27 protein-coding genes are annotated in these 24,136 nt (G+C 74.9%); 8 read left to right on the top strand and 19 right to left on the bottom strand.

Annotated features, from left to right (window positions below; all coding sequences use genetic code 11):
• Positions 1-360 precede the first annotated feature (360 nt).
• Together O2W18_RS10625 and O2W18_RS10620 are read right to left on the bottom strand one after the other, a co-directional pair.
• Positions 361-1,011 carry a response regulator gene (locus tag O2W18_RS10625; protein WP_269187497.1) on the bottom strand — a complete coding sequence of 217 codons (651 nt, stop codon included), beginning with the start codon at positions 1,009-1,011 and terminating at the stop codon, positions 361-363.
• Entirely contained in the window at positions 1,008-2,288 is a 1,281-nt protein-coding gene (locus O2W18_RS10620; protein ID WP_269187496.1) for a sensor histidine kinase, read from the bottom strand. The genes O2W18_RS10625 and O2W18_RS10620 overlap by 4 nt, the downstream gene beginning before the upstream one ends.
• Positions 2,289-2,477: 189 nt before the next feature.
• Here O2W18_RS10620 and O2W18_RS10615 point away from each other — a divergent pair, with 189 nt between their 5' ends.
• Together O2W18_RS10615 and O2W18_RS10610 are read left to right on the top strand one after the other, a co-directional pair.
• Positions 2,478-3,443, top strand: coding sequence for an ATP-binding cassette domain-containing protein (locus tag O2W18_RS10615; protein WP_269187495.1), 966 nt, complete (start codon positions 2,478-2,480; stop codon positions 3,441-3,443).
• Positions 3,440-4,246 (top strand): hypothetical protein, encoded by an 807-nt coding sequence (locus tag O2W18_RS10610; protein ID WP_269187494.1) that lies wholly within the window; start codon positions 3,440-3,442, stop codon positions 4,244-4,246. Before O2W18_RS10615 ends, O2W18_RS10610 begins: the two co-directional genes overlap by 4 nt.
• Before the next feature lie 11 nt (positions 4,247-4,257).
• On the opposite strand, the gene O2W18_RS10605 is transcribed toward O2W18_RS10610, so the two are convergent.
• Positions 4,258-4,416 carry a hypothetical protein gene (locus O2W18_RS10605; protein ID WP_269187493.1) on the bottom strand — a complete coding sequence of 53 codons (159 nt, stop codon included), beginning with the start codon at positions 4,414-4,416 and terminating at the stop codon, positions 4,258-4,260.
• A gap of 40 nt (positions 4,417-4,456) precedes the next feature.
• Positions 4,457-6,316 (bottom strand): gamma-glutamyltransferase, encoded by a 1,860-nt coding sequence (ggt, locus tag O2W18_RS10600; protein ID WP_269187492.1) that lies wholly within the window; start codon positions 6,314-6,316, stop codon positions 4,457-4,459.
• Positions 6,317-6,510: 194 nt separating this feature from the next.
• Between ggt and O2W18_RS10595 the strand changes: the two genes are divergently transcribed.
• A complete protein-coding gene (locus tag O2W18_RS10595) occupies positions 6,511-7,155 on the top strand; it encodes a maleylpyruvate isomerase family mycothiol-dependent enzyme (protein WP_269187491.1) in 645 nt (214 codons plus the stop codon).
• Positions 7,156-7,229: 74 nt separating this feature from the next.
• On the opposite strand, the gene O2W18_RS10590 is transcribed toward O2W18_RS10595, so the two are convergent.
• From O2W18_RS10590 to O2W18_RS10575, 4 genes are all read right to left on the bottom strand, one after another.
• The gene (locus tag O2W18_RS10590) at positions 7,230-7,748 is read right to left on the bottom strand and encodes a hypothetical protein (RefSeq protein ID WP_269187490.1); all 519 of its coding nucleotides are present in this window, start codon (positions 7,746-7,748) and stop codon (positions 7,230-7,232) included.
• Positions 7,749-7,920: 172 nt separating this feature from the next.
• Positions 7,921-8,961 (bottom strand): Brp/Blh family beta-carotene 15,15'-dioxygenase, encoded by a 1,041-nt coding sequence (locus O2W18_RS10585; protein WP_269187489.1) that lies wholly within the window; start codon positions 8,959-8,961, stop codon positions 7,921-7,923.
• Complete coding sequence (locus tag O2W18_RS10580; protein ID WP_269187488.1) at positions 8,921-9,760, bottom strand: bacteriorhodopsin; 840 nt, start codon at positions 9,758-9,760, stop codon at positions 8,921-8,923. The genes O2W18_RS10585 and O2W18_RS10580 overlap by 41 nt, the downstream gene beginning before the upstream one ends.
• A gap of 155 nt (positions 9,761-9,915) precedes the next feature.
• On the bottom strand, positions 9,916-10,656 hold the full coding sequence (locus tag O2W18_RS10575) for an ANTAR domain-containing protein (protein ID WP_269187487.1): 741 nt from the start codon (positions 10,654-10,656) through the stop codon (positions 9,916-9,918).
• A 251-nt stretch (positions 10,657-10,907) separates the two neighbouring features.
• Between O2W18_RS10575 and O2W18_RS10570 the strand changes: the two genes are divergently transcribed.
• Positions 10,908-11,633 (top strand): hypothetical protein, encoded by a 726-nt coding sequence (locus O2W18_RS10570; RefSeq protein WP_269187486.1) that lies wholly within the window; start codon positions 10,908-10,910, stop codon positions 11,631-11,633.
• A 52-nt stretch (positions 11,634-11,685) separates the two neighbouring features.
• On the opposite strand, the gene O2W18_RS10565 is transcribed toward O2W18_RS10570, so the two are convergent.
• From O2W18_RS10565 to O2W18_RS10540, 6 genes are all read right to left on the bottom strand, one after another.
• Positions 11,686-12,108 (bottom strand): nuclear transport factor 2 family protein, encoded by a 423-nt coding sequence (locus tag O2W18_RS10565; RefSeq protein WP_269187485.1) that lies wholly within the window; start codon positions 12,106-12,108, stop codon positions 11,686-11,688.
• Between the two features lie 94 nt (positions 12,109-12,202).
• On the bottom strand, positions 12,203-13,051 hold the full coding sequence (locus O2W18_RS10560) for a helix-turn-helix domain-containing protein (protein ID WP_269187484.1): 849 nt from the start codon (positions 13,049-13,051) through the stop codon (positions 12,203-12,205).
• A gap of 63 nt (positions 13,052-13,114) precedes the next feature.
• Positions 13,115-14,107, bottom strand: a complete 993-nt coding sequence (locus tag O2W18_RS10555) for a Brp/Blh family beta-carotene 15,15'-dioxygenase (RefSeq protein ID WP_269187483.1) — start codon at positions 14,105-14,107, stop codon at positions 13,115-13,117.
• Entirely contained in the window at positions 14,107-15,018 is a 912-nt protein-coding gene (locus tag O2W18_RS10550) for a bacteriorhodopsin-like (RefSeq protein WP_269187482.1), read from the bottom strand. Before O2W18_RS10550 ends, O2W18_RS10555 begins: the two co-directional genes overlap by 1 nt.
• Positions 15,019-15,125: 107 nt before the next feature.
• Positions 15,126-16,085 carry a MerR family transcriptional regulator gene (locus tag O2W18_RS10545; protein WP_269187481.1) on the bottom strand — a complete coding sequence of 320 codons (960 nt, stop codon included), beginning with the start codon at positions 16,083-16,085 and terminating at the stop codon, positions 15,126-15,128.
• Between the two features lie 7 nt (positions 16,086-16,092).
• Complete coding sequence (locus tag O2W18_RS10540; RefSeq protein WP_269187480.1) at positions 16,093-16,263, bottom strand: hypothetical protein; 171 nt, start codon at positions 16,261-16,263, stop codon at positions 16,093-16,095.
• Positions 16,264-16,538: 275 nt separating this feature from the next.
• Here O2W18_RS10540 and O2W18_RS10535 point away from each other — a divergent pair, with 275 nt between their 5' ends.
• A complete protein-coding gene (locus O2W18_RS10535) occupies positions 16,539-17,252 on the top strand; it encodes a CDP-alcohol phosphatidyltransferase family protein (protein WP_269187479.1) in 714 nt (237 codons plus the stop codon).
• 682 nt (positions 17,253-17,934) lie between these two features.
• On the opposite strand, the gene O2W18_RS10530 is transcribed toward O2W18_RS10535, so the two are convergent.
• Positions 17,935-18,369 (bottom strand): MarR family winged helix-turn-helix transcriptional regulator, encoded by a 435-nt coding sequence (locus O2W18_RS10530; RefSeq protein WP_269187478.1) that lies wholly within the window; start codon positions 18,367-18,369, stop codon positions 17,935-17,937.
• Between the two features lie 88 nt (positions 18,370-18,457).
• On the opposite strand from O2W18_RS10530, the gene O2W18_RS10525 reads away from it, so the two are divergent.
• Positions 18,458-19,327, top strand: coding sequence for a nucleoside-diphosphate sugar epimerase (locus O2W18_RS10525; RefSeq protein WP_269187477.1), 870 nt, complete (start codon positions 18,458-18,460; stop codon positions 19,325-19,327).
• A 299-nt stretch (positions 19,328-19,626) separates the two neighbouring features.
• Here O2W18_RS10525 and O2W18_RS10520 read toward each other — a convergent pair whose 3' ends face one another.
• Entirely contained in the window at positions 19,627-21,099 is a 1,473-nt protein-coding gene (locus O2W18_RS10520; protein ID WP_269187476.1) for a phospholipase D-like domain-containing protein, read from the bottom strand.
• A gap of 300 nt (positions 21,100-21,399) precedes the next feature.
• Here O2W18_RS10520 and O2W18_RS10515 point away from each other — a divergent pair, with 300 nt between their 5' ends.
• Positions 21,400-21,798: a hypothetical protein gene (locus tag O2W18_RS10515; protein ID WP_269187475.1), complete on the top strand. Its 399-nt coding sequence runs from the start codon at positions 21,400-21,402 to the stop codon at positions 21,796-21,798.
• Positions 21,799-21,924: 126 nt separating this feature from the next.
• Here O2W18_RS10515 and O2W18_RS10510 read toward each other — a convergent pair whose 3' ends face one another.
• From O2W18_RS10510 to O2W18_RS10500, 3 genes are read right to left on the bottom strand one after another with little or no spacing between them, the layout of a single operon-like run.
• A complete protein-coding gene (locus O2W18_RS10510; protein WP_269187474.1) occupies positions 21,925-22,329 on the bottom strand; it encodes a hypothetical protein in 405 nt (134 codons plus the stop codon).
• Positions 22,330-22,358: 29 nt separating this feature from the next.
• Positions 22,359-22,769 (bottom strand): VOC family protein, encoded by a 411-nt coding sequence (locus O2W18_RS10505; protein ID WP_269187473.1) that lies wholly within the window; start codon positions 22,767-22,769, stop codon positions 22,359-22,361.
• Positions 22,766-23,224, bottom strand: coding sequence for a helix-turn-helix transcriptional regulator (locus tag O2W18_RS10500; RefSeq protein WP_269187472.1), 459 nt, complete (start codon positions 23,222-23,224; stop codon positions 22,766-22,768). The genes O2W18_RS10505 and O2W18_RS10500 overlap by 4 nt, the downstream gene beginning before the upstream one ends.
• A gap of 98 nt (positions 23,225-23,322) precedes the next feature.
• On the opposite strand from O2W18_RS10500, the gene O2W18_RS10495 reads away from it, so the two are divergent.
• On the top strand, positions 23,323-23,970 hold the full coding sequence (locus tag O2W18_RS10495; RefSeq protein WP_269187471.1) for a trimeric intracellular cation channel family protein: 648 nt from the start codon (positions 23,323-23,325) through the stop codon (positions 23,968-23,970).
• The last annotated feature ends 166 nt before the right edge of the window (positions 23,971-24,136 follow it).

Below are 24,136 nucleotides of genomic sequence, written 5' to 3'. Positions count from 1 at the left end.
CACCCGCGGGTGCCCGGCCGCGGTGCGCCGATGTCTGACGCACCCGGGCCGTCGGGACGCGCTCCCGAGACGCTCCGACGGTACCGCCACGGGGGGCCACGTGCCCCCGCTGCTCAGGCAGGCGCTGCCGGCTCAGCAACGCAGCGAAGGCCGGCCAGGAAGGGGCCCGGAAGGCAGGCGGCCCCACCGGCAAGGCTCAACCGATGGAACCTGACCCCGGGCCCGCTGTTCTGGAGCGTCGCTGGCTGTCCGCGACCGTACGCCCGGATCGGCCGGAACGGGGACGTCCGGTGCGCCGAGCTCCAGCGAGGGGGCCGGTTCCCCGCCGGGTGCCGGCTCCCCGCCGGGTGCCGGCGGTGATCAGCCGGTCATGAAGCCGCTCTCGTAGGCGGCGATGACCGCCTGGGTGCGGTCGCGCGCCCCGAGCTTGAGCAGCACGCTGCTGACGTGGGTCTTCACCGTCTCGCGGCTGAGGAACAGCTCGGTGGCGATCTCGGCGTTGGACAGCCCACCGGCCACCAACCGGAGCACGTCGGCCTCACGGCCGGTCAGCTCCGGCAGGGCGGCCGGCCCCCGCGCGCGGGAGGGTGCGTGCGAGGCGATGAGCCGCCGGGTCAGGTCCGGGAGCACCAGCGACGTCCCGCGGGCGACGACCCGGATGGCGTCGACGAGCTCCTCGGGGTCCGACCGCTTCAGCGCGAAGCCGCTCGCCCCGGCCTGCAGTGAGCGGAACAGGTAGTCGTCGTCCTCGAACGTGGTCAGGACGAGCACGCGAGGGCGCTGCGCGTCCCGGGCGACCAGCTCTGCGGTCGCCGCGATGCCGTCCATGTCGGGCATGCGGACGTCCATGAGGACGACGTCCGGGTCGGTGTCGGCGGCGACCGCCAGCGCCTCCCGCCCGGTGCCGGCGTCGCCCACCACGGTCATGTCCGGCTCGCTCTCCAGGATGACCCGCAGCCCCGAGCGGACGAGCACGTCGTCGTCCACGAGCAGGAGCCGCACGGCGCTCACGCGGCGCCCGACAGCGGCAGGGTGACGCACAGGTCGAACCCGCCGGAAGGCGTGGGCTCCGCACTGAGCGTCCCACCGGCGGCGACCGCCCGCTCCCGGAGACCCGCCAGCCCGCGGCCGCCGCCGGGGCCCGGGCGGCCGTCGAGCTGGACGACCCCCTCGTTGCACACCCGGACGGCGAGGGTGCCCTCGCTCCGGACCACCTGGGCGACCGTCAACGGCGTGCCCGCGTGCCGCAGCACGTTCGTCGTGCCCTCCTGGACCACCCGGTAGGCCAGCTCCTGGAGCTCGGCGGGCACGTCGTCGACGTCGCCGTCGACCACGAGCGCAACGGGCAGGCCGCCGTCGCGGAGGCCGGCGAGCAGGTCCTCGAGGTCCTCGAGCGACGGCGCGGCGAACGGGACGGGGTCCCGGCCGCCGTCCTCCGCCCGGAGCACGGTGAGCACCCGGTCGAGCTCCGCGAGCGCGGCCCGGGTGTTCGTCTCGATGTGCCCGAGCGCCTGCCGCGCGAAGTCCGGCTGCAGCGGCCGGTCACCTGCCGGGGTCAGCGTCCGGCGGGCGGCGGTGGCCTGCAGCAGGCTGGCGGTCAGCGCGTGGCCGATGGTGTCGTGCAGGTCGCGGGCCAGCTTGTTCCGGTCGGCCAGCCGTCGGGTGCGCTGCTGCAGCGCGGCGATCCGCTGCTCGGGCGCGGTGCCGAGCAGCCGCGGCGCCACGGATGCCGACAGCCGCACCAGCAGGTCGACCACGGCCAGGGTGAGCACGACGTCCAGCACCATCAACGCCAGCAGCGGGAGTGCGTTCAACGGGTTCCACTCGGGGTCCCAGCCGATCACGGCGAAGAGGGCGGCACCGAAGAGGAGGGCGGCGGACGTGGCGACGCCGAAGAGCAGGCGTGCCCCCAGCCAGCCCAGGGCGCGCCAGGTGTCGGGCGCGAGCACCAGCCGCCGGAGCTTGCGGACGACGCCACGCTGGTCGCGGACCCGCTCCCCCTCGGGGATGTCGACCCCGAGCAGGCGTCGGGCCAGCCGGCGCTCCATCCCGGCCAGCCCGCGGGTCACCGCCAGCACCAGCAGGATGAGCAGCACGCCGACGCCGTAGACCAGGGCCACCACCGAACCGATGAGCCCCAGGTACAGGGCCAGGTACAGCGCAGCCAGGGGCACGCTCGCCAGCGCGTAGAGGGCCCGGCCGCGCCACCCCGGGCGGGCGGCGATCAGCAGCTCCCGCAGTCGGGTGGCGATCCTGGTCGCCGAGTGCGGGGAGGTCGTCGGGGGCACGGCTCGATCCTGGCCCACCGCCGCGCCCGGCGACTCCCCCTCCCGCGCCCCGCTCCCCTCCCCCACGCGGGGGAACCCGGTCGGCACCGCGGGGTGATCCGCCCGGGCCGGCCGGCCCGACACGCTCGGTGCCATGACTGCACCCCTCCCGTGTCGGCGACGCCGGCACACCCCCGACGGGCCGCGACCATGATCCAGGTGCGCGGCCTCACCAAGGAGTACGGCACCGGGTCCAGGCTGCGTGGGGCCGGCGTCGTCCGGGCCGTCGACGACCTGACCTTCGACGTCCAGCCGGGAAAGGTCACCGGCTTCCTCGGTCCGAACGGCGCGGGCAAGTCGACGACGATGCGGATGGTCCTCGGCCTCGACCGGCCCACCGCCGGCTCCGCCCTGGTGACCGGCCGCCGCTTCGGCGAGCTGGCCGAACCGCTGCGGCTGGCCGGTGCACTGCTCGACGCCGGCGCGGTGCACCCCGGGCGCAGCGGCCGCGACCACCTGCGGGTCGCGGCCCGCACGCACGGCATCCCGCTGCGCCGGGTGGACGACGTCATCGACCAGGTGGGGCTCGGCCCGGCGGCCCGGCGGCGGGTGCGCGGCTACTCCCTGGGCATGCGCCAGCGGCTCGGCATCGCCACCGCACTGATCGGGGACCCCGCCGTCCTGCTGTTCGACGAGCCGATGAACGGCCTGGACCTCGACGGCGTCCGGTGGGTCCGCCGGCTGGTGCGCGGGCTGGCCGACGAGGGGCGGACCGTCCTGCTGTCCAGCCACCTGATGAGCGAGATGGAGCAGACGGCCGACCACCTGGTGATCATCGGCCGTGGCCGGCTGATCGCCGACGCCTCGATGCAGGAGGTGATGCGCCGGGAGGACGCGCAGCGGCAGGTCCGGGTCCGGACCCCCTCCCCCGGCGACCTCGCCGGCGCCCTGCGGCGCCGTCGGCTGCAGGTGCACCCCACCGACGACGGCGACCTGCTGGTCGAGGGCGCGACGGCCGAGACCGTCGGCGACGTCGCGCTCGAGCTGGGCGTGGCGGTGCACCGGCTGACCGAGGAGCACTCCTCGCTCGAGCAGGTCTACCTCGACCTCACCGGTGACACCGTCGAGTACCGGGTCGCCACTTCGCCCGAGCCGGCCGAGCTGGTGCGGCGATGAGCGCGGCAGAGACCGCCGACCGGACGGCGACGGCGGCGGGCCCGGAGCCGGGGACGGCGACCCTCCTCGCCCGCACCGCCGCGGCCGAGTGGCTGCGGCTGCGCACCGTGCGGTCGACGTGGTGGTGCCTGCTCGCCGCCGCGGTGACCGTCGTGGGCATCGGCGCCACCGCGGCCTTCGACGAGGCCACCGGGCCGGCTGCCCCGACCGCAGCCTTGCCGGCGACGTTCGCCGGTGAGTTCGGCGTGCTGCTCGGCCAGTTCGGGCTGCTGGTGCTCGCCCTGGTCGCCGTGACGCAGGAGCACGCCAGCGGTTCGATCGGCCCGACCCTGCAGTGGACGCCGCGCCGCGGGGTGCTGCTGGCCGCGCGGGTCGCCGTCCCGGTCGTGGTCGCGACCGTGGCAGGGGTGCTCCTCGCGCTGGTCGCCGACGTCGCCGCCTGGCTCATCGCGCCGCAGCTGACCCTGTCGGCCGCCGAGCTGGCCGGCAGCCTGGGTCGGGTCGCGGCGGTGCTGGTCGCCGGCAGCGTGCTGGCCGTCGGGGTCGGCCTGCTGCTGCGCAGCACGGCGGGCGCGCTGGCCACCGTCTTCCTGCTCCAGCTGGTCCTGCCCGCCCTGCTCCCCGGGTTCGGCGTCGAGTGGATGGCCGACCTCGGTGAGCTGCTGCCGGGCACGGGCGCCGTCTGGACCCTGCTGGGTGAGCCGGACATGACGGCCGCCCAGGCGGCGGCGCTGCTGATCGGCTGGTCCGCCGCGGCGCTGGCGGCGGGTGGCTGGTCACTGCTCCGCCGGGACGCCTCGTAGGTCGGGTCGGGTCAGGCGGGCGGGCCGTTGGCGTCCGGGTCCTCCTCGGGCTCGAACGTGCCGCCGGCCTCCTCCGACAGGCCCATCTCCACGCCGGGCGCGTCCTTCTCCTGTTCCGGGCCGGCACCCGGCCGGCCGGCGTCGGGGCCCGGTGCATCGGGGTTGGTCACAGCGGTCCTCCTCCTGTCGTCTCGGTTCTCCGGTCGACCGTCAGCCGTCCCCGCGTCGGGGAGCCAGGCCGGGGTCGTCCGCGCCTGGTCCCTCCGGGCGGCCGAGGACGTCGTGCACCACGCCCGCGCTGCCCCCGCCGCGCCGCTCCACCTCTGCGGCAGCGAGCATCAGCCCGCCCGGCAGGTACTCGATGCCGGTGGCCGCGCCGAGCTCCTCCACGACGGTGAACTCGTGCCCGAGCGCCTCCAGGGGCGGCCCGTAGGCCTCGATGAACGCCGGTTCCGCGCTCACCGCGGTGGTGTTCCGCTGGCTCGCCCGGGGGGCGGCGATCGCCTCGGCGAGGTCCATGTCCCGGTCGATGCGGTTCACCAGCGTCTGCAGCACCGTCGTGATGATCGTGCTGCCGCCCGGCGAGCCGAGGCCGAGCACCGGTTCGCCGTCGTGCAGCACGATCGTCGGTGCCATGCTGCTGCGCGGCCGCTTGCCCGGGGCCGGCAGGTTCGGCTCCGGCTGGGTGGGATCGGCCGCCGCGAAGGTGAAGTCGGTGAGCTCGTTGTTGAGGATGAACCCGCGGCCGGGCACCGTGATCCCGCTGCCGCCGGTCTGCTCGATGGTCAGCGTGTAGCTGGCGATGTTCCCCTCGGCGTCGCCGACCGTGAGGTGCGTGGTGGACGGTCCCTCGGGGCCCTCCGGCACCGTGGGCTCCCCCTCCACCGGGCACGGGCCGTACTCGCCGTCCGGGTCCCCGGCGGTCGTCGGCTTCGCCAGGGCCACCGCCGGGTCGATCGCGCACGCCCGCTCCCCGGCGAAGCCGTCCGCGAGCAGCTCGGCGAGCGGCACCTGGCTGTACGCCGGGTCGCCGACGTAGGCGTTGCGGTCGGCGAAGGCCAGCGCGCTGGCCTCGAGGTAGTGGTGCAGCACCGGCACGGGGGGCAGCGACCCGAGCGGGTACTGCTCCAGGATGTTGAGCGCCTCCGCGACGGTCGAGCCGCCGCTGGACGGCGGGGCCATGCCGTAGACCTCGAGCCCCCGGTAGTCGATCCGGGTGGGCTCGCGCAGCGGGGCGTCGTACAGCGCCAGGTCGACCGCCTCGAGCAGACCCGGGCGGACCTCCGCCGCGCCCGCTGCCTCGGGCGGGTCCTGGACCGTCTGCACGACGTCCTCGGCCAGCTCGCCGTCGTAGAAGGGGTCGACCCCCTCGTCCGCCAGGAGGCGGTAGGTCTCGGCCAGGTCGGGGTTGGCAAAGGTGGACCCCACCTCCGGCAGGGCGCCGTCCGGCAGGAACAGCTCGGCGGTCGGTTCGAAGCGGCGGAACTTCTCCTCGTTCTCCGCGGTCTGCTGCTGGAACGTCTCGTCGACGACGAAGCCCTCGTCGGCCAGCTCGATCGCCCCCTGCAGCGCCTCCGACAGCGACCAGGTGCCGAACTCCTCCAGCGCCGTCGCCCAGGTGCGCGGCGTCCCCGGCGTGCCCACCGACAGCCCGCTCTGCACCGCCTCGGCGAACGGGAGGGGGTCGCCTGCCTCGTCGAGGAAGGCGTCGGCGCCCATCGCCAGCGGCGCGGTCTCCCGGCCGTCGATCGTGGTGACCGCCCCCGTGTCGGCGTCGTAGTAGAGGAAGAACCCACCACCGCCGATCCCGGCCGAGTAGGGCTCCGTCACGCCCAGCGCGGCGGCCGTGGCCACGGCGGCGTCCGCGGCGTTGCCGCCGTCGGCCAGCACCTCCAGGCCCACCCGGGTGGCGTCGGGGTCGACGGTGGCGACCGCGCCCCCGGTACCGACCGCCAGCGCCCGTTTCTCCGTCACGAGCTCGGGCGGAACGGCGCCGGCCGGACCTGCGGCCGCGAGGGCACCGGCGGTCAGCGCGGTCAGGGCGACCAGGGTGGTGCGTGGACGCGACATGGAGACTCCTCGGGCGTCATCGATGCGCAGGGACACATCGGACACCTCCCGAGCTCCTCGCGCCACCCCATCGGCGAGCACCGACCGCCCATCCCACGGGGCGCGCCGACGAACGCTGCACTGTGGTGAGCGATGAGTTCCGCGGAGCCACCGAGTCGAAGAGCTGACCGCGACCGATGCGACTGGAGGCCCTCGTGCCCGTCACCACCCCGCAGGCCCTGTGGGCGGCCGCCCACGCCGAACGCGCCGCCCTGGCCGGCGACCTGGCCGACCTGGACGAGGCGCAGTGGGCCGAGCCGTCGCTGTGCGGGCGGTGGAGCGTCGAGGAGGTCGTGGCCCACCTGAGCGCAGCTGCCAGCACCGGGCGGGCACGCTGGCTGGTGAGCATGATCGGCGCGCGCTTCGACGCCGACGTGCACAACGACCGCCGGCTGGCCGAGCACCGCGGTGGCACGCCCGCCGAGACGCTGCAGCGCTTCCGCACGGTCGGCGACAGCACCACCGCACCCAGCGGGCACACCGCCGCCTGGCTCGGCGAGGTCGTCGTCCACGCCCAGGACGTCCGGCGCCCGCTCGGTCTGCCCGGTCGACCCCCGGTGCCCGTGGTCACCGCGGTCGCCCGCTTCTACGCCGCCCGGGACTTCGCCGTGAACAGCCGCACCGCCGCCGCCGGCCTGCGCCTGCAGGCCGACGACGGGCCCTTCGCCGCGGGTGCTGGCCCGCTGGTCACCGGCACGACCCTGGCGCTGACGATGGCCATGGCCGGACGCGCGGCGTTCTGCGAGGAGCTGACCGGCCCCGGCGTGCCCGTGCTGCGCGACCGCTGCGCGCGCAGCTGAGCCACCCGGCCCGGCGGAGGGACTCGGGCGGCGGCCGGGTCCTCGACCCCCTGCCGCCGCCCGCCGGTCCGGCGTCAGGCCGAGGTCGACAGGCTGCGCACGCTGCTGGTCGTCGTGAGGGCCAGCCGGCGGCTGATCCGCAGCCCCTGGTCGGCGAGGGCGAAGGTCGCCTCGATGACGTCCTCGGGGCGGACCAGCGCCGCCGGCACGATGCCGCGGACGATCGTCGTGATGCTCTGGACGACGCCGGCGACGGCGTCCTCGCCACTGCGGGCGGCCTCCTGCAGCTGTCGCCGGGCGCGCTCCTGCTCCTGGTCACGCAGCTCCGCGAGCAGGCCGGCGCGGGCCTGCTCGAGCACCCGGTCGGCCTGCCGGCGCTCCTCCGTCCCGCCGGACGCGGAACGCACGAGCTCGCCGGCGACCAGCTGCCGGGCGCGCTGGGCGACGTCCTCCTGGGTCCGGGCCAGCTCCTGGACCTCGCCGTCGGACCCCGTGGGCAGCTCCGATGCCGTCCGCTGGTCGACGTCGGGTGCGTCGGCGGGCTGGTTCTTCTCGGCCGCGGCCTGCTTCGTCGTGTTCGTCGGTCCGGTCATGAGGTGGTCCTCCTGTGCTCGGTCCATCGGGACCTCCAGGCTCGGCCCGGCAGGTGAACGTGCGGGGGGTCACGGAGAGACGGCCGGGGAGTCCGCCTCGAACTCGGGCGCCGGCCGGTGTGTCGCCCGGTGTGTCGCCGGCCCGCGCCGGAGCTCCGCGCCCGCCGGCGGGTCAGCCCGCGCGACCGGGCTCCCGGACCTGGACGACGCCCGCTGGCCGGCCCGCCCGCCGGTCGAGCAGCGCGACCACGGCCATGTGCGGCACGGTGAGACCCAGCAGGACGGCCAGTGCGCCCGCCGTCCAGTCGGGCCGCTGCGCGCTCAGAACCAGGAACACGATCCCGGTGAGGGCCACCGCGGTAGGAGCTGCAGCCGCGACGGCGTAGCGGCGCAGCGGGGCCCCGAGCCGGCCGGCGGCGAGGTCGTCCCCGTTGCGCGGGTCGAGCACCAGCAGGCGCCCGATGTGCCGCACCGCGTGCCAGCCACCGAAGTACACCCCGAACGCGGCGGCCGGTGGCGCGAGGGTGAACAGCGCGGCCAGCAGGCCGGCCTCGGCCGCCCACCCCGGCCGGCCACGCGCCAGCGCGCCGAGGACGGAGCCGAGCAGGGTCACGCCGACGACCGCGAGCGCGACCTGCCGGACCCCGGGGGTCAGCAGGGCCGGCAGCTCCGGAGCCAGCGCCGCCAGCACCCGGTCGGCCTCCGCGGGCCACCACGCGAGCGGGACGGCGACGGGCAGCCCGCCCAGGCCCACCACCGGCGCGATGTCCCGCAGACCCGGCCGCCACGGGTGTCCCGACCGTTCCGCCTCGAACGCCACCTCCCCCATGCCGAAGTGCACCGCGGAGACGGCGAACAGCAGCAGCAGGCTCACCACCGGCGCCACGAGGAGGGCACCCAGCGCCAGCAGTGCCGTGGCGGCGTAGCCGGCGAGCACCCCCGGCCGCAGCATCCGCCCCGGGCGGCCGGCCACCCAGTCCGGGACCAGGTGGTCGACCGCACCGTGCGGCAACCCGAGCAGCACCCCGGCGGCCAGGATCCCGAGCGCCCAGGCGGAGACCTGCTCAGGCAGCAGCACGGCCGCCGCAACGGCCGCGCCGACGACTCCGACCGACAGCCGGGTCGTCAGCGCGGTCACCCGCGCGCCCCCGGTCACGACGCCGTCCTCCGGATCAGGCGGCTCGGCCGGGAGCAGCCACCTCGGTGATGCCACCGCGGGGCATGGTGACGTCGGAGGCGACGGCCTCGTCGTGGCCCTCGTGCTTGCTCACCTTGCGGGCGATGACCGCCAGCAGGATCCCGTAGACCACCTTGGAGGTGACGTCGGCGACGGTGTAGGTGATCTGCCGGGCGACCACGCCGTCGGCGGAGTCCCAGATCGCCGGCATCAGGTAGGCGCCGGGGTAGAGCATCCAGGAGACCAGCAGCAGCCACCACACGGCCTTGACCAGCGGGCGCACCTCAGCCGGAAGCCGGCCGACGTTGCCGTACACGGTGCGGTACACCAGCGCCAGGATGACCAGGAAGAAGACCGTGCTGATCGACCCCCAGACCCAGAAGGGGGCGCTGCGCTCGACCTCGTAGAACTGGCCGACGTAGCCGGTGTAGACCATCCCCAGCCCGGCGACGGTGAAGACGATCCAGCCGCGACGGAAGGCGGCGCCGGTCACCCCGAGCACGATCAGCATCTGCAGGAGCAGCACCGGGACGTCGATCGACCAGTTCATGTACCGGTAGCCGTTGGAGAACAACGCGTCCGCCTGGCTGAACGACTCGCCGTCCCAGCGGAAGGAGCTCTCCCACTTCTGGGAGATCACCAACAGCTCCAGGAACGCCGACACCATCACGACCGCGGACAGGGTCGAGGAGAGCTGGTACCTCGGCAGGGAGTTCTTGCTGGTGAGCACGAAGTACACCAGCCCGGCCGCCATGGCGGCGTAGCCGACGGTGAAGACGTGGGACACGATCGTGTACTGGAAGAAGTCGTAGGTGAAGGTGTTCTCGACGTTCACGCGGTCTCCTGCGGGATTGCGGCCTCGTGCCTCTGCTCGATCACGAACACCTGGCTCTTCGCCCACCCCCCACACCGCGGATGCACTGATCGGCAGCCGAGGACGTGTGCCCGACGACCGGACCCGAACTCCTCCGCCCTGGGCTCGAGGAACGCTCAGGGGCCGAGGGGGTCCTCACCGGCCAGGTGGCCGGGGTGGAGGCGTCGCTCCACGAGGTCGTCCGCCAGGTCGTCGACCGTCCGGTCGCCGGCGAAGGCCTGGGCCCGCAGCAACGCCAGGGCGTCCGTGGCCTCCAGCCGTCCAGCCAGCATCACCATGCCGACTGCCATCCACAGCCGACCGCGGCGGCGCGCCTCCGGCCTCTCGCGCGCATCCGGGACCTCGGGGGGCAGCCACGGGCTCCACGCGGCGGCCTGCTCCAGCTGCTGGGCGACGAGGGCAGCGACCAGCTCGGCCGCGCACTCTGCCGCGGTGGCCGCACCGACAGGGTCGACCCAGTACAGGGAGAAACAGCCCAACCCCGTCAGCGAGCCGGGCAGGGGCAGCGCCAGCATGCTGCGGATCGGGGTGCGGGCGACCAGCTGGTCGTGGAACGCCGGCCATTCACTCACCAGGCGCGCTTCCACGGCCCGCACCGGGGCGCCGCACTCCACGGCCTGCAGACACGGGCCGGCGCCCATGGTGAACTGCAGCTCCTCCACCAGCGCCGCGGTCGCGTCGCTGGCCGCCAGTGGTGTCCGCTGGTGTGGGCGACCGTGGATGCCCAAGCCGGCTCCGTCCACCTCCAGCACGGCAGCGGCGGCGCGGACGAGTCGCATCGGCAGGTGGTCCAGGTCGCCGTCGCGGTCGGGCAGTTCTTCGGCCAGCGCCTCGGCGAACCGCTCGGCGACGTCCATCCCGAGTCCCCTCCCGTTCCCTCGGGCGCGCCCACCACACCCGCCGGCGTCCGCCGTTCCCGAGCCGTGCCCGCACCCACCCGGGGGGTAAACCGAGGCGGTGACACCGCACCAGCCGCGCTCCCGGGGGGCCCGGTCAGCCGTGTTCGGCGAGCACCCGGCACGGCCAGGGAACCGGTGGAGGCCGCCGGGACGTTGGCCCGGCAGCCGATCGTCGTCTGGACGACGAGCCCGTCCCTCCGAGGAGCACCATGACCACCCCGCTGCCGACCAGCCCCGCCGGCTCACTGGACCTGCGGGCCGACGACGAGCTGGCCTGGCTGCTCACGCTGGACAGCACGGTGCTCGCCGTCCTCGGTGGCGTGTTCGTGACCGTGCTGCTGATGGCCCTGCTCGCCGGGTGGCTGGTCGTCCGGCGCGTCCGGCGCAGCCCCCTGGTGGCCCGGAGCCGGGAACTCGCCTCGCGCGGCCGCGAGCTCGGCGCGCAGGGCGCCACCGCCGTCGCTGCCCGCCGCCTGCCGCCGGGCCGACGGCGCGCGGCCGCGGAGCTCCAGCTCGAGGTCGCCCGCGCCCGTGACCGGCTGCGCCGCCAGGTGGCCGCCGCCCAGACCGCCGGGGCCCACCTCGGCGAGGTGCCGGACCTGCTCCCCTCACTGGAGGCCGAGGGCAGCCGGCTCGAGCAGCGCCTGCGGCAGCGGGCCCTGGCCCCGGAGCCGATGGACCGGGACGAGCCGGGACCGGAGGCCCGGGCGTACCTGGACACGGTCGCCGACGTCTGCGACGCGGTGCTCCAGGCCGAGCGGGCCGTCGCCCCGACCAGCCGGACGACGGCCGACGTCGCCGAGGCGGTCACCGCGCTGCGCGCGCACACCGCCGCCTACCAGGAGCTCACCGCCCCGCCGGCGATGCCTCCGGTGCTCCCTGCGGCCGCTGCACCCTCCCCGACCGGCTCCGGCGTCCGTCGCACGCCCCACTGAGGCGACGCACAGCAGCCGGAGGAGGGGCGCTCGACGATCGCGTCGGCACCGGTCAGGTGCCGGCGGGAACGGGGGCCGGGGCGGCCAGTGCGGCGCGCATCGCCGCGGTGTCCAGGTAGGCCTCGAAGCACTGCACCCGGCCACCGGAGACGGTGAGGACGTGCACCTCGGGGACGTCGAACGGTGCGCCGGTCGCCCGCACCACACCGCGGGTCCGCCCGACCTGGACCACGTGGCCGGAGCCGTCGGCGAACAAGCGCTCGGTCTCCGGGTGCGAGTCGAGGTGACCGGTCAGCGTGGCGAGGAAGTGCCCGAGCCCCTCGTGCCCGACGTGGACGCCGCCCCAGGGCAGCTCCGGGGACTGGGTCACCGTCCCGTCGTCGGCGAACAGCGCCATGATCCGCGGGACGTCCGCCCGTTCGAACGCCGTGTACACCTCACGCACCAGCGTCAGGTCCTGCTCTGCCTGTTGCATCGTCGCCCTCCTCCGCTCTGTCGGTGGGACCACGGTCCCGCCGACGGCCGGGGCCGCGCGTGAACGTTTCTGCTCGGTGCTGGGACGTTCCTGCTCAGCGACCGCGGCCGGCCGCACGCACCGCGGCCGGGGTGGCACCGACCGCCCGCCGCAGGTGCCGGGTCAGGTGGCTCTGGTCGGCGAACCCGCACCGCGCGGCGACGGCCGAGATCGGGAGGTCGGTCGAGGTCAGCAGCTGGCGGGCCCGGGCCAGCCGCCGGCTCAGCACGTACTGGTGCGGGCTCGCCCCGGTCGCCGCGCGGAACTGCCGGCTGAAGTGGAACTCGCTCACGGCGGCCAGTGCCGCCAGCTCGGCGACGGACAGCGGCCCGGCCAGGTCGTCCTCGACGTGCCGGACCACCCGCTCCAGCTGACCCCGGGAGAGCCCGGCCGGAGCCGGGGTGGTCGGCGGCCGGGCCGTGGTGTGGTCCCGCGCGAGGGCGGCGACCAGCGCCAGCCCGATCGACTCCAGCGCCAGCCGGCCGAGACCGGAGGTGTCGTCCAGCCCGGCCTGCAGGAGCCGCGCCAGGGGTGCGACGGCCGGGGAGCGTGCGCCCACGACCGGGGCCAGGCCCGGCGTCCGGTGGCTCCCGGCCGCGCTCAGTGCCTCGTCCAGGACCTGCCGGGCGACGGCGACCACGACGGTGGAGACGCCCTGCGGGGTGCCGTCCCGCGACCGGGCCGCCAGGTCAAACCCGGCCGGCACGACGGCGACGTCCCCGGGCAGGCCGGCGGTGGCGTGCTCGCGGGAGTCCAGGGTCTCCAGCAGGCGGTAGGGCCGGCCCACGTTCACCAGGACGCGGTGCTCGGCCGCGGCGGGGACGAGCTCCTCGACGACCTGCCGCTGCACGGGCAGCACGAGGAGACCGGGACGGAGCTGCACCGGTTCCGGGGACTGGGTCACCACACCTCCCGCCGCTGCGACGGATCATCCGCCGTCGCGCACCGCGTGCCAAGAGCCGCCCGGTCACGGGCCGGGGCGGCCCTGCTCGGCGGCCCAGCGGTCCAGCGCCTGGACGGTGAGGACGTGCGGGAAGGTGAGCGCCACCAGGACGGCGAGCGCCGCGCTCACCGCGACCGCCGAGGTGTCCCCGCCGGCGAGGACGACGACGGCCGCGAGCGTGACCACGGTGGGCAGCGCGGCATGGGCGGCGAACCGCCGCAGCGCCGGCCACGTCCCCCCGGCCGGGGACGTCGTGCGCAGCAGCGAGACCAGCCGTTCGGTGTGCCGCAGGGCGTGCCAGCCCGCGAACCACACCCCGAAGGCCACCAGCGGGGGGACCACGACGAACAGCGCGGCGACCCCGGCCAGCTCGGCCGCCTCGCGTCGCCGACCGGCCCCCACCTGGAGCCGGAGGGCCACCACCAGCGCCACGAGGCAGCCCAGCCCCAGGGCGGCGCGGCCGGCGAGCGGCAACGGCTGCTGCCAGCCCGGTGCGATGCGGCCGAGGACGTCGGCGGACGGCCCCGGCCACAGCACGAGCGGCACCGCGACCACCGCGAGGCCGTGCGCCGCCGTCGGCCACCAGTCCTGCCCCGGTCCGGGCACCCGCCGGCCGGCGTCCTCCGCGGAGACCACGACCTCGGCCCGGCCGAAGTGGACGGCCGACGCGACCAGGAAGACCGCGACGGTGGTCGTCGGTGCCAGCAGCAGGGCGCCCACCGCCACCCCGGCCACCGCCGTGTAGCCGGCGAGCACCCGGGCCAGGGCCGCGGCTGCCGGCCGCCGTCCGCTGGTCCAGAACGGCACCATGTGGTCGACCGCGCCGTGCGGGACGCCCAGCACGATGCCGGCCAGTGCGACGGCGGGCGCGACCTGGGCGAGGGCCGCGGGGGCGAGCAGCTGGGCGCCGACGGCGCCGGCGGCCAGGGCGGGCCCGACCGCCCGGACCGGCCGGCGCCCCCGGCGTGGTGCGCCGGCCCGGGACGCGGGCCGGCGCACCACCGAGGAGCCCGGCATCAGCTCGGCCGGCTGGCCCGTGCGCCGTTCCCGTTCGGAGCCCCCGCCGTGCTCAGGACCTCGTCCCCGGCGTGCGCCCCGTTCGCTGCGGCGGCCGGCTCCACCGAGTGGTCGTCGTCGTAGGACGGATCGGCCAGCCGGCTCTTCACCCGGGCCACCTTGTAGATGGCCAGGCCGTAGGCCGCCTTGGCGAAGATGTCGGCCAGGGAGTAGCCGACCTGCTTGAGCACGAAGCCACCCTCACCGCCGAAGAAGTCCCCGCCCAGGATCGGGAACAGGTAGGCGATCGGGTAGACGCCCCAGAGCCCGACGAGGGCGATCCGGAGCATCTTGATGGTGTGCACGACCTCCGGTGGCTGCCGGTCCAGCGACCGGGACAGCTCCACGAAGAGCACGTACAGCAGATAGAGGAACGGGATCGTCGACAGCGTCCCCCACAGCAGCCGGGGGCCGACCTCGTTGGCCAGCTCGCCCGGGTAGCCCAGCGCGATCATCAGGGCGGATGCCGGGATCAGCTTGACCAGCAGCTTCTTCGCCGCTGCCCGCCCCAGGGCCATCACCGCGACCGTCTCGAAGAGCAGCAGCGGCACGGTGAGCAACCAGTCGACGTACCGGTAGCCCTCGTTGAACTCGATGTTGGACAGCTGGTGCGGTGCGTCGATGGTCGCGCCGGCCGGGTAGCTCTCCTGGAAGTTGTTGAAGATCCGGAAGTAGTGGTAGGCGGCGATGCCGCAGACGATCGCGGAGACGACCACCGCGTTCCGGTACTGGCGGAGGACCTGCCGCTGGGAGACCAGCAGGTACAGCGAGGTGAACAGCAGACAGGCGATGGCGAGCGAGAACAGGTTGTAGACCGTGGCAAAGCTCGTCGCGGAGAGCGACGGGATGTTGACGGCGGCTGCCTGGACCATCGGGGCCCCTTCGAGGGTGACGGCGTCCCGTCGGTCGGCGGGCCGCAACCGTTTCCGGTTGTGGCGGGTCTACGCCGTCCCACGCTCCCGGTCGAGTTGCACAGGTTTCAGCGCGGTGTGGCGGCCAGCAGGTCGACGGCGTCGGCGAGGCTCTCGGACACCACCACCCGCCGGTCGAGGACGCCGTGGGCCCACCCGGGGCCGCCGGCGACCAGTGCGCGCGGGGCCCGGGAGGTGGGCAGCGCGTCGACCGGGAACTGCTGCCCGGTCTGCTCCGCGGACTGCGGCGGTCGCTGGCTCCAGATGAAGACCCCCGACGCACCGGTGCGGCGGACGGCGGACACCAGCGCGGACACCGGGAGCTGCCCCAGCACCTGCGCCGGCGTGCGGCGCTCCGCCAGCGCGGCGGCGAGCACGTGCAACGGCAGCACGTGCCAGTCGCCGGGCGGGGAGGTCAGCAGCACGATCCGCCCCGCGTCCGGCTTCCGCTGGCAGGCCCGGTGCGCCCGCAGGGTCTCCGTGACCGCCTCGCTGAGCAGGTGCTCCACGTCGATGCCCGCTCCGGTCTGCTCCCACCGGAGGCCGGCCGCCACCAGGACCGGACGCAGGACGGTGTCCCAGGTGGCGATGGTCCCCCGCTCCACCAGCAGCTCACCCAGGATCGAGTGCACCGCGCCGGCGTCCAGGCGGGCGGCCGCCCGGGCCAGCCCACGGGCCTCCGGCGGCGCGTCGGGGAGCGCCAGCACGGTCCCGCCGGCACCGGCCCGGCGTCCGCCGGCGGCCGGTGCGGTGGCCTGGTCGCCGCCCAGCGGCTGGGAGTCACCTGCGAGGACCCGGCGGGCCGCCTCGGCGGGGGCCGCCCCGGAGGCGACGAGCCGCTGCATGAGGAGCAGTCGGGCCATGTCCTCGTCGTCGTACCGCCGGTGGCCGCCGGCGGTGCGCCCGTTGGGCGCCAGCCCGTAGCGACGGCCCCAGCTGCGCAACGTCTCGGGGGCCACCCCCAGCCGGGCGGCCGCGGCCCCTACGCCCAGCGGTGCTGTCGAACCGGTCGATCGCCCGTCGGCCACGCCCCCATCATGAGGGGCGTTCGGTGTCCGGGGCGGTGGACGCACCCCCTCCGGCAGCGCCGGGGTCGGGAGCCAGCACCTTCGCCAGCAGCACGGACAGCTGCCGTTGCTCCTCCCCCGTCAGGTTGCCCAGCCGGTCCTCGGGGAACTCGCGCGGGCCCTGCCGGAACCGGCGCACGCGGACGCGGACGGAGTCATGACGTGGATCGCGAGTGGGAGGGGCGCGGTCTGGGCCATGTTGGCGCCGATTCAGCACCCGCCGCCCCCGCGAGAGCGGACGATCCGGCCTGCGCGACACGGTCATCCGGCCGACGAGCCGCGGGCATGGAAAGGTCCCCGTAACAGGACACGCCACCCGGACGGGGTCACCGGCTCCGCTCCGTCCCCGGACCCAGAGGCGGTTGGCCGCAGTTGTTCTCCCTGAGTCGGCGCCTGGCAGGCGCACTCGTGCACGTGTACACAGCGAGCGGCTCCGTGCTCGCGCTGCTGATCGTGCTGGCTGCGTTCGACGGTCACGTGGTCATGGCCCTCTGGATCGGCCTGGTCGCACTCGTCGTCGATGGCACGGACGGGATGCTCGCCCGCGGCGCGCGGGTGAAGGAGACCATCCCCTGGTTCGACGGCGCCCGCCTCGACGACATCGTCGACTACCTGACCTACGTCTTCGCCCCCGTGGTCCTCCTCTGGACGACCGGGGCCCTGCCGGATGGAGCGTCCGGGTGGGTGCTGGCCGCCCTGCCGCTGCTCTCCTCCAGCTACCAGTTCTGCCGGGTGGACGCGAAGACCGATGACCACACGTTCCTCGGGTTCCCCAGCTACTGGAACGTCGTCGCCTTCTACGTCATCGTGCTCGAACTCGACCGGGTCACCGTCGCGACCATCCTGGTCGTCTGCTCGATCCTGGTGTTCGTGCCGGTGCGCTACCTGTACCCCTCACGCACTCAGACGTTCAGACCCCTCAGCCTGGTGCTCACCGCGATCTGGATCGGCACGTATGCGCTGCTCCTCCTCCAGTTCCCGTCCGTGGACCCGATCGTGGTGACCGTCTCACTCGCCTACCTGGTGTACTACCTGGCGGTCAGCGGCTACCTCACCGTTGCTGCCAGGCGCCGCCGGCGCGGTCGTGCGGGCCGTGCCGAGACACGGGTGGACGCCGGCACGCCCTGACCGCCGTCCGCTGCTGCACCCCGGACGTCGACCGCCGGACACTGCTGCACGGGACTCCTCCCGCCTGCTCGGGCCGGAGCGCCCCTCCGCGTGCACGGCCCGCACCGCCGTCCCCGGCGCCTGCCGGGCTGTCCGCCTCCTGGGCAGGCCTCCCGCGCGACGGTGAAGAGCGCCTCCGAGCACAGCTCCCCGGACCGATCCGCTCAGCACCGCCCCGTGAAGGCGTGCGCGGAAGCGCGCGCGTCGCTGCTCTGAGGGCGGTCGACCGGCGGCGCGACCTCCGGTTCCCTCGCCACTGCGTCCGCCGGGGCACCTCGCCGTCGGCGGTGAAGGGCTGCCTGTCGGTGGCCCCGGACGCCAAAGGGACCGGCCCCTCCGGCGCGACGGCGGTCCACCCCGGCCCCGCTGGGCTCTGGCCAGGTCGCCCTCGTCCGCGGTGACCAGGTCGCCCGACCGCTGCGAAGACGGTCTGCGACTCGGCCTCGGGCGTGAACCGGATTGCCCTCCGACGCCGAACGCCTCGTGACGCCCTCCCGGCTGTGGAGAGCGTCACCCCGAGGACGCGGAGCCACCCCGGACGTGGCCGCCACGGCACCGACGTCGAGCGGCGCTGTCTAACTGGTCGATCCCTTCGGTCACGACCCCGTCACGAGCGGTTTCCCCGATCCGGGGCGGCGGGCTCTCACCCTCCTGCCGCAGCTTGGCCGGGACGATCCAACAGCTTCGCCAGCAGCGAGGACAACTGCAGCTGCTCCCCCTCGTCCAGACGGCCGAGCCGGTCGTCGGGGAAGTCGAAGGCACGCCGGACGGCGTGGTGCTCGCGCCGCCCAGCCGGGGTGATCGAGACCCGCTTGACCCGCCGGTCCGCCGGGTCGGGCACCCGGGTCACCAGCCCGCGGGCCTCCAGCCGGGCGACGAGCTGGGTGACGTTCGACGGGTCGCACAGCAGCTCGGCGGCGAGGTCGCCCATCGCACTGGCGCCCGTGGTCAGCTCGGCGAGCAGGCAGGCCTGGGCAGCGCTCAACCCGACCGCCTGCGCCGCGCGGTCGTAGGCCGCGTCGTAGGCGTACACGAAGTCCCACACCTGCTGCTGCAGCGTGCTGCCGTCGTCTGCCACGACGCCGAGGTTACTTGATGGACTGAAGTAGTCGTGCCACCATGACCCACAGGAACTTGAGTGGCTCAATCAATTGGAGGAGATCGACATGGCGGTCGGACACGGAGACACGGCGACGACCCGGGTCCTGGTCACCGGGGTGCGCGGGAAGACCGGCGCCCCGCTGGCGGAGCTGCTCGTCGCCCGGCCGGGCGTCGAGGTGCTCGGCGGCAGCAGCAACCCGGAGACGGTGGACGTCGCCGGGGTCCGGCCGACGGAGTTCTCCTGGGACCGGCCGGCCGAGTGGCCCGCGGCGACCGGCGACATCGATGCGCTCTTCGTCGTCCGGCCCGATCGTGCGGACGCACCGGAGCTGATCGGGGCGCTCCTCGAGGTGACGCCACCCCGGGCGCACGTCGTCCTGCTGTCCGAACAGGACGCCGACCACACCGGTCCGGCCGGGTGGGCGCCGCGGGCCGAACGCGCGGTGCGCACCGGCAGCCACAGCTGGACGGTGCTCCGGCCGAGCTGGTTCATGCAGGTGCTCACCGACCCACGCTTCTACCTCCACCAGCTCACCAGCACCGGCGAGCTGCCGTTCGCCAGTGGCGGCGCGGGCCTCGCGTGGATCGATGCCCGGGACATCGCCGCCGTGGCCGAGCGTGCGCTGCTCGAGGAGGGGCACGCCGGTCAGGTGTACGAGCTCACCGGTCCGGCAGCGCTCTCGCTGCCCCGCACCGCGGAGCTGATCTCCCGGGCCACCAAGCGCTCCATGGCGCACCGGGAGATCACCATCGCCGAGGCGCTGGCCGGGACCGAGGGCTTCGAGCGGGAGATCACCGAGGTGACGTTCCAGCGCGTGCAGGCCGGCAGCTTCGCCGTCGTGAGCGACGCCGTCCAGCGCGTGACCGGACGGCCGGCCCGGTCGTTGGAGGCGTTCCTGGCCGACTCCGGGCCGTCCCTGGCGGCCCCGAGCTGACGTCGGCCGCACCCGTCCCCCGGGAGACTGCGCGGCCCCGGACACGGACCAGCCCCCGCGGCGTCACGCCGCGGGGGCTGGTGCCCGGTGCCCGCAGGCACCGGCTCCGACCGGCGCCGCCGGTCGGGGTGGCTCAGTTGCTGCGACGGCTGCCGGTGAGGCGGCTGAGCAGCTTCTTGAGCAGGTTGGCCTTGATCAGTCCGGACACGATCCCCATGTCGGTTCCTCCTCCGGGTCGGTTGGACCAGGCCATACCCAGGGACTGCGCATTCCATGTACGAGCCGGCGCAGCCGCGAGGTCAGGGGCGGACCCGGTTCCGCGGTCGCCGACCGCCGGCGAACCACCGTTCGACCCGGCGCCAGCGGTTGGGGGTCTTCTCGCGGTCCAGCACCTCGGACTCGGCGAGCGCCCGGTCGACCGGACCGAGTTCGGGCGGCTCGAAGAGCACCACCGATCGACCGGTCGGCCGGCGCAGCCGCTCGATGCCCTGCACCAGCGAGCCGGTGTCGGCGACAGCGGCGGCGACGTCGTCCGGCGTGCACCCGAGGTGCTCGGCGAGCAGCCGGTCACGGAAGGCGAGGATGGTCGCGGCCACCCGGTCGGCGCCCGGCCGGCCCTCGACCGCCTCGATCGCCAGGTCGCACTCGGTGTCCAGGCCCATCGACCGGTTGTTCAGGTTGCTGGAGCCCAGCCGGAGCAGGCGGTCGTCGATGACGGCCACCTTGGCGTGCACGTAGATCGGCTCGCGCTGCTCGGTCACCGGACAGTAGAGCCGGAACCGGTCGTGGACGTCGGCCTCGCGGACGATCTCCAGCACCAGGGCGCGCGCGGTGCCCATCGCCTTCTCCGACAGCCAGCCGTCGGCGGTCCACGGGTTGAGCACGACGACCTCCGGGCCGTCGGGCTCACGCAGCCGCTCGGCGATCGCCTCGGCGATCCGGCGGCTGGCGAAGTACTGGCTCTCCACGTAGATCGACCGTCGGGCGGCGGCGATCCCGGCGAGCCACAGCAGCTCGATCTCGTGCACCAGCTCTGCGCCGTCGTGTTCGGGCCGGGTGCGGGCGATGGCGACGTCGACGTCGGTGAGCAGCGGCTCGACCTCCTCGGGCCAGCACGTCCGCTCCTCGATCAGCGGCTCCAGGCGCTCCCCGGTGCCGCTCTCCCACCGGGTGCGGGCCAGCTCGGCGACGGCGCGGGCAGCGGGCCCGGTCAGCATGCTCGTCGCGTCGTGCCACGGTCCGGCCAGCCGCCCCTCGGCCCGGCCGGGGGCCGGGGAACGCCGGTGCGGGTTGACGTCGGCGTGGTCGGGGGTGTCCCACCGGTCGGCGGTGACGTCGATGCCGCCGGTGAAGGCCAGGCAGTCGTCGATGACCACGATCTTCTGGTGATGTGCCCCGCCGACCGGGTGGTGGGTGTCGATGGCCAGGGTGAGGCGGTCGGAGGTGCGCCGGTCCAGCAGCACGATCGGCTGCAGTCCCCGGCCGAGCGCGCGGAGCATGCCGAGGTCCCACTGGAGGACGCCGATCTCCAGCTGCGGGTTCTGCGCCACCGCCCGCTCCAGCACGGCGCCGAGCCGGTCGTCCTTCGGCCGGCCGGCGGCGAGGGGGTCCAGCCGGATGCGCGGGTCGAAGTCCCAGCCGATGAACAGCACCCGCCGCTGGGCGCGCAGCACGGCGCGCTTGAGGGTGGCGAAGTACTCGGCCGCGTCGACGAAGACGGCGAAGCGGTCCGCCCGCTCGATCCGCCAGCAGGTCTCCCCCGGGATCAACATGCGCGCACCCGCCTCCGGCGGGACGGCACCTCCGGCACGGGGGGCGGGGAGCCCGACGCCAGGGTCGGTGTCGGGGTCGGTCGTCGCCTGGCCGTCGTCCATCACGTCGGGAGTGTGCCCGTCGTCCGGCACGGCACCAAGGACCGACTCCCTCGAACCGGGGACACGGCCGCGCAGCGCCGCCGTCCCCCAGCGGCAGAACTCAGCTGATGACCGGCCCGGCGGCTGGGAGGGTGCTCTCGACGACCCCACCGGCTGCGGCGGGACCGTGGACCACACCGGCAGAGCCAGGGAGGACAGATGGACGTGAAGACCGACTGCAACGACTCCACCGACGACGCGCGGTCGCTGCGTGCGGCGCTGCGCACGGAGCTCGCCGCCGCGATGAGGTCGCGTCGGGCCGACGCCGTCGCCGCCCTCCGCAGCGCCCTGGCGGCGATCGACAACGCCGAGGCCGTCGTCCCGCCGGGGACCGCGACCGGGGCCACGAACGCACACCTCGCCGGCACCCGGACCGGGGTCGGTTCCACCGAGGCGGACCGCCGCGCCCTGTCGATCGGCGACGTCCGCGCCCTCCTGCGCGCAGAGATCGCGGACCGCCGGACCGAGGCCGACCGCTACGACGGCCTCGGGCAACACGAGGCCGCCGGCCGGCTCCGGCGCGAGGCCGAGGTGCTCGACCACCACGCCGACGGGTGACCGCACGGCTCCCGGTCGCCGCCGGGGTCAGCCTGCGGCGGGCCGGACGACCTCGGCGATCCGTCGTTCGACGGTCGCGTCGAGCCCGGTGACTCGCCGGTGCCCCGCTGCTTTGCTGACCGGTCGTCAGCGGGGGGCGAGGACGGCCAGGGCGACCGCGCACCCCCACCCGGTCACCACCACCGGGGTCTCGACCGGGTCGAACCCGCCGGGGCTGACCCGGAGGCGGGTGCAGCGCTCGCTCAGGTAGCCGAACGTCAGCCCGGTGCCGAGCCACCGGAGCACCCAGCGGGCGCGGTCGTCCGGCCCGTGGAGCAGCCGGGCGGTCGCCCAGAGCTGCGGGCCGAGCAGGTACGGCGGTGCGCTGAACGCCGTGCCGAACCAGAGCCAGTCCCGGACGAGGTGGTCCGGGCTGCCGGCCAGGAACGGCACGTCGAAGTGCCGACGGCGCCGCAGGGCGACGACGTGACCGGCGAGCTGAGCGGCCAGCTGGGCCGCCGACACGGCGACGAGTGTGGAGCGGGGCACCATGCCACCGCACCGTAGGGCTCCCGGCGGGGTCAGGTCAGCTGGTTGATCCGGATCAGGTTGCCCGTCGGGTCACGGAAGGCGCAGTCCCGGACGCCGTAGTCCTGGTCCGTCGGCTCCTGCAGCACCTCGGCGCCACTGGCCTCGATCTTCCCGAAGGTGCCGTCGAGGTCGTCGGTGGCCAGGGTGATCGCGGCGTAGCTGCCCTTGGCGATCAGCTCGAGGACGGTGCTGCGCTCCTCGTCGGTGATGGTCGGGTCGACGGCCGGCGGGTGCAGGACGATGGAGGTCTGCGGCTGGTCGGGTGGGCCCACGGTGATCCAGCGCATGTCCTCGTAGCCGACGTCCTTGCGGACCTCGAAACCGAGGACGTCGCGGTAGAAGGCCACGGAGGCCTCCGGGTCGGTGTGCGGCAGGAACGCGTAGTGGATGATCAAGGTCATGTCGGCCACGCTAGGGGCGGCAGGGACGTCCGGGCTTCTCGATTCCTGACCGGTCTGGTCACCTGCTTGGCCAGGCACGGTGGGATCCCCGCGCTCCCCCGGGCGGCCTGCTCGCGGTAGGCGCTGGGCGGCATCCCGACCAGCTCGGTGAAGCGGGTGCTGAAGGTGCCCAAGGACCCGCAGCCGACGGCGAAGCAGACCTCGGTCACGCTGAGGTCGCCCCGGCGCAGCAGCGTCATCGCGCGCTCGATCCGCCGGGTCATGAGGTAGGCGTACGGCGACTCCCCGTAGGCCCGCTTGAACTCCCGGCTCAGGTGCCCGGCCGACACGTGCACCCCACGGGCGAGCGCGGCGACGTCCAGCGGCTGGGCGTACTCGCGGTCGATCCGGTCCCGCACCCGGCGCAGCAGCACCAGGTCGCGCAGGCGCTGTTCCGAGACGGGTCCACCGGCCACGTGCGAGAGCGTAGGGCGCACCTCGACCGCGGGAGGCCCGTCGCGCACGGGCGCCCGGCCGGTGCGGTCGCCGGGGAGCCCGCTGGTAGAACCGACCGGTGAGCACCGAGGCGGCACTGCTGCTCACCCTCGACCTCGTCGGCACGTTCGCCTTCGCGCTGAACGGTGCGCTGACCGCGCTGCGGGTGACCAGGCTCGACATCGTCGGCGTCATCACGCTGGGGATGACCACGGCCCTGGGCGGCGGGATCATCCGCGACGTCCTGCTCGGCGCCCTGCCGCCGGCCACGTTCAGCGACTGGCGCTACCTGGCGGTGGCCGCCGGCGGCGGGCTGGTCGCCTTCGTTCTCGGGCCCGGGCTGGACCGGCTGAACACCCCGATCACGGTGCTCGACGCCGCGGGGCTGAGCCTGTTCGCGGTCACCGGCGCCAGCAAGGCGCTCGCGCTCGGGCTGGGCCCGACGCAGGCGGTGCTGCTCGGTGCCCTGACCGGCGTGGGTGGCGGCACGCTGCGCGACGTCCTGATCGGGCAGGTCCCGTCCGTCTTCCGCAGCGGCCTGTACGCGATCCCGGCGCTGATCGGCGCGACCGTCACCGTGGTGGCCGCCCAGCTGGACGTCTACGGGGTGGCCACGGCGGTCGGCGCGGCGGCCGTGTGCTTCACCGTCCGGATGCTCAGCGTCCGTTTCGGCTGGAACGCGCCGATGCCCCGGACACCGCGCGCCCACCGTCCGGACGGCGGCTGACCGCCCGGCCGCTGCGAGCGCAGCCGCCCCGTGGGCCAGGCCTGCAGAGGAATTGACCTGAACGTCACAGAAGGGTCTTCCGCTGAAACGTGACGTGGGGCACCCTGTCCGGCACACCGCGCGGACGACCCCTTCGCCGCGCACCCGCATTCGTCAACATCCGTAG

It is taken from the genome of Modestobacter sp. VKM Ac-2983, assembly GCF_026967885.1.
In the GTDB taxonomy this organism is placed as follows: Bacteria; Actinomycetota; Actinomycetes; order Mycobacteriales; family Geodermatophilaceae; genus Modestobacter.
This window is presented reverse-complemented; position numbering and strand designations above follow the sequence as displayed.

What these genes read in the sequence shown, in the direction of transcription:
- O2W18_RS10615 (WP_269187495.1), top strand. Translation starts at nt 2,478, where the DNA reads ATGATCCAGGTGCGCGGCCTCACCAAGGAGTACGGCACCGGGTCCAGG.
- O2W18_RS10610 (WP_269187494.1), top strand. Translation starts at nt 3,440, where the DNA reads ATGAGCGCGGCAGAGACCGCCGACCGGACGGCGACGGCGGCGGGCCCG.
- ggt (WP_269187492.1), bottom strand. Translation starts at nt 6,316, where the DNA reads ATGTCGCGTCCACGCACCACCCTGGTCGCCCTGACCGCGCTGACCGCC.
- O2W18_RS10590 (WP_269187490.1), bottom strand. Translation starts at nt 7,748, where the DNA reads ATGACCGGACCGACGAACACGACGAAGCAGGCCGCGGCCGAGAAGAAC.
- O2W18_RS10575 (WP_269187487.1), bottom strand. Translation starts at nt 10,656, where the DNA reads ATGGACGTCGCCGAGCGGTTCGCCGAGGCGCTGGCCGAAGAACTGCCC.
- O2W18_RS10570 (WP_269187486.1), top strand. Translation starts at nt 10,908, where the DNA reads ATGACCACCCCGCTGCCGACCAGCCCCGCCGGCTCACTGGACCTGCGG.
- O2W18_RS10565 (WP_269187485.1), bottom strand. Translation starts at nt 12,108, where the DNA reads ATGCAACAGGCAGAGCAGGACCTGACGCTGGTGCGTGAGGTGTACACG.
- O2W18_RS10555 (WP_269187483.1), bottom strand. Translation starts at nt 14,107, where the DNA reads ATGCCGGGCTCCTCGGTGGTGCGCCGGCCCGCGTCCCGGGCCGGCGCA.
- O2W18_RS10550 (WP_269187482.1), bottom strand. Translation starts at nt 15,018, where the DNA reads ATGGTCCAGGCAGCCGCCGTCAACATCCCGTCGCTCTCCGCGACGAGC.
- O2W18_RS10525 (WP_269187477.1), top strand. Translation starts at nt 18,458, where the DNA reads ATGGCGGTCGGACACGGAGACACGGCGACGACCCGGGTCCTGGTCACC.
- O2W18_RS10520 (WP_269187476.1), bottom strand. Translation starts at nt 21,099, where the DNA reads ATGTTGATCCCGGGGGAGACCTGCTGGCGGATCGAGCGGGCGGACCGC.
- O2W18_RS10515 (WP_269187475.1), top strand. Translation starts at nt 21,400, where the DNA reads ATGGACGTGAAGACCGACTGCAACGACTCCACCGACGACGCGCGGTCG.
- O2W18_RS10510 (WP_269187474.1), bottom strand. Translation starts at nt 22,329, where the DNA reads ATGGTGCCCCGCTCCACACTCGTCGCCGTGTCGGCGGCCCAGCTGGCC.
- O2W18_RS10505 (WP_269187473.1), bottom strand. Translation starts at nt 22,769, where the DNA reads ATGACCTTGATCATCCACTACGCGTTCCTGCCGCACACCGACCCGGAG.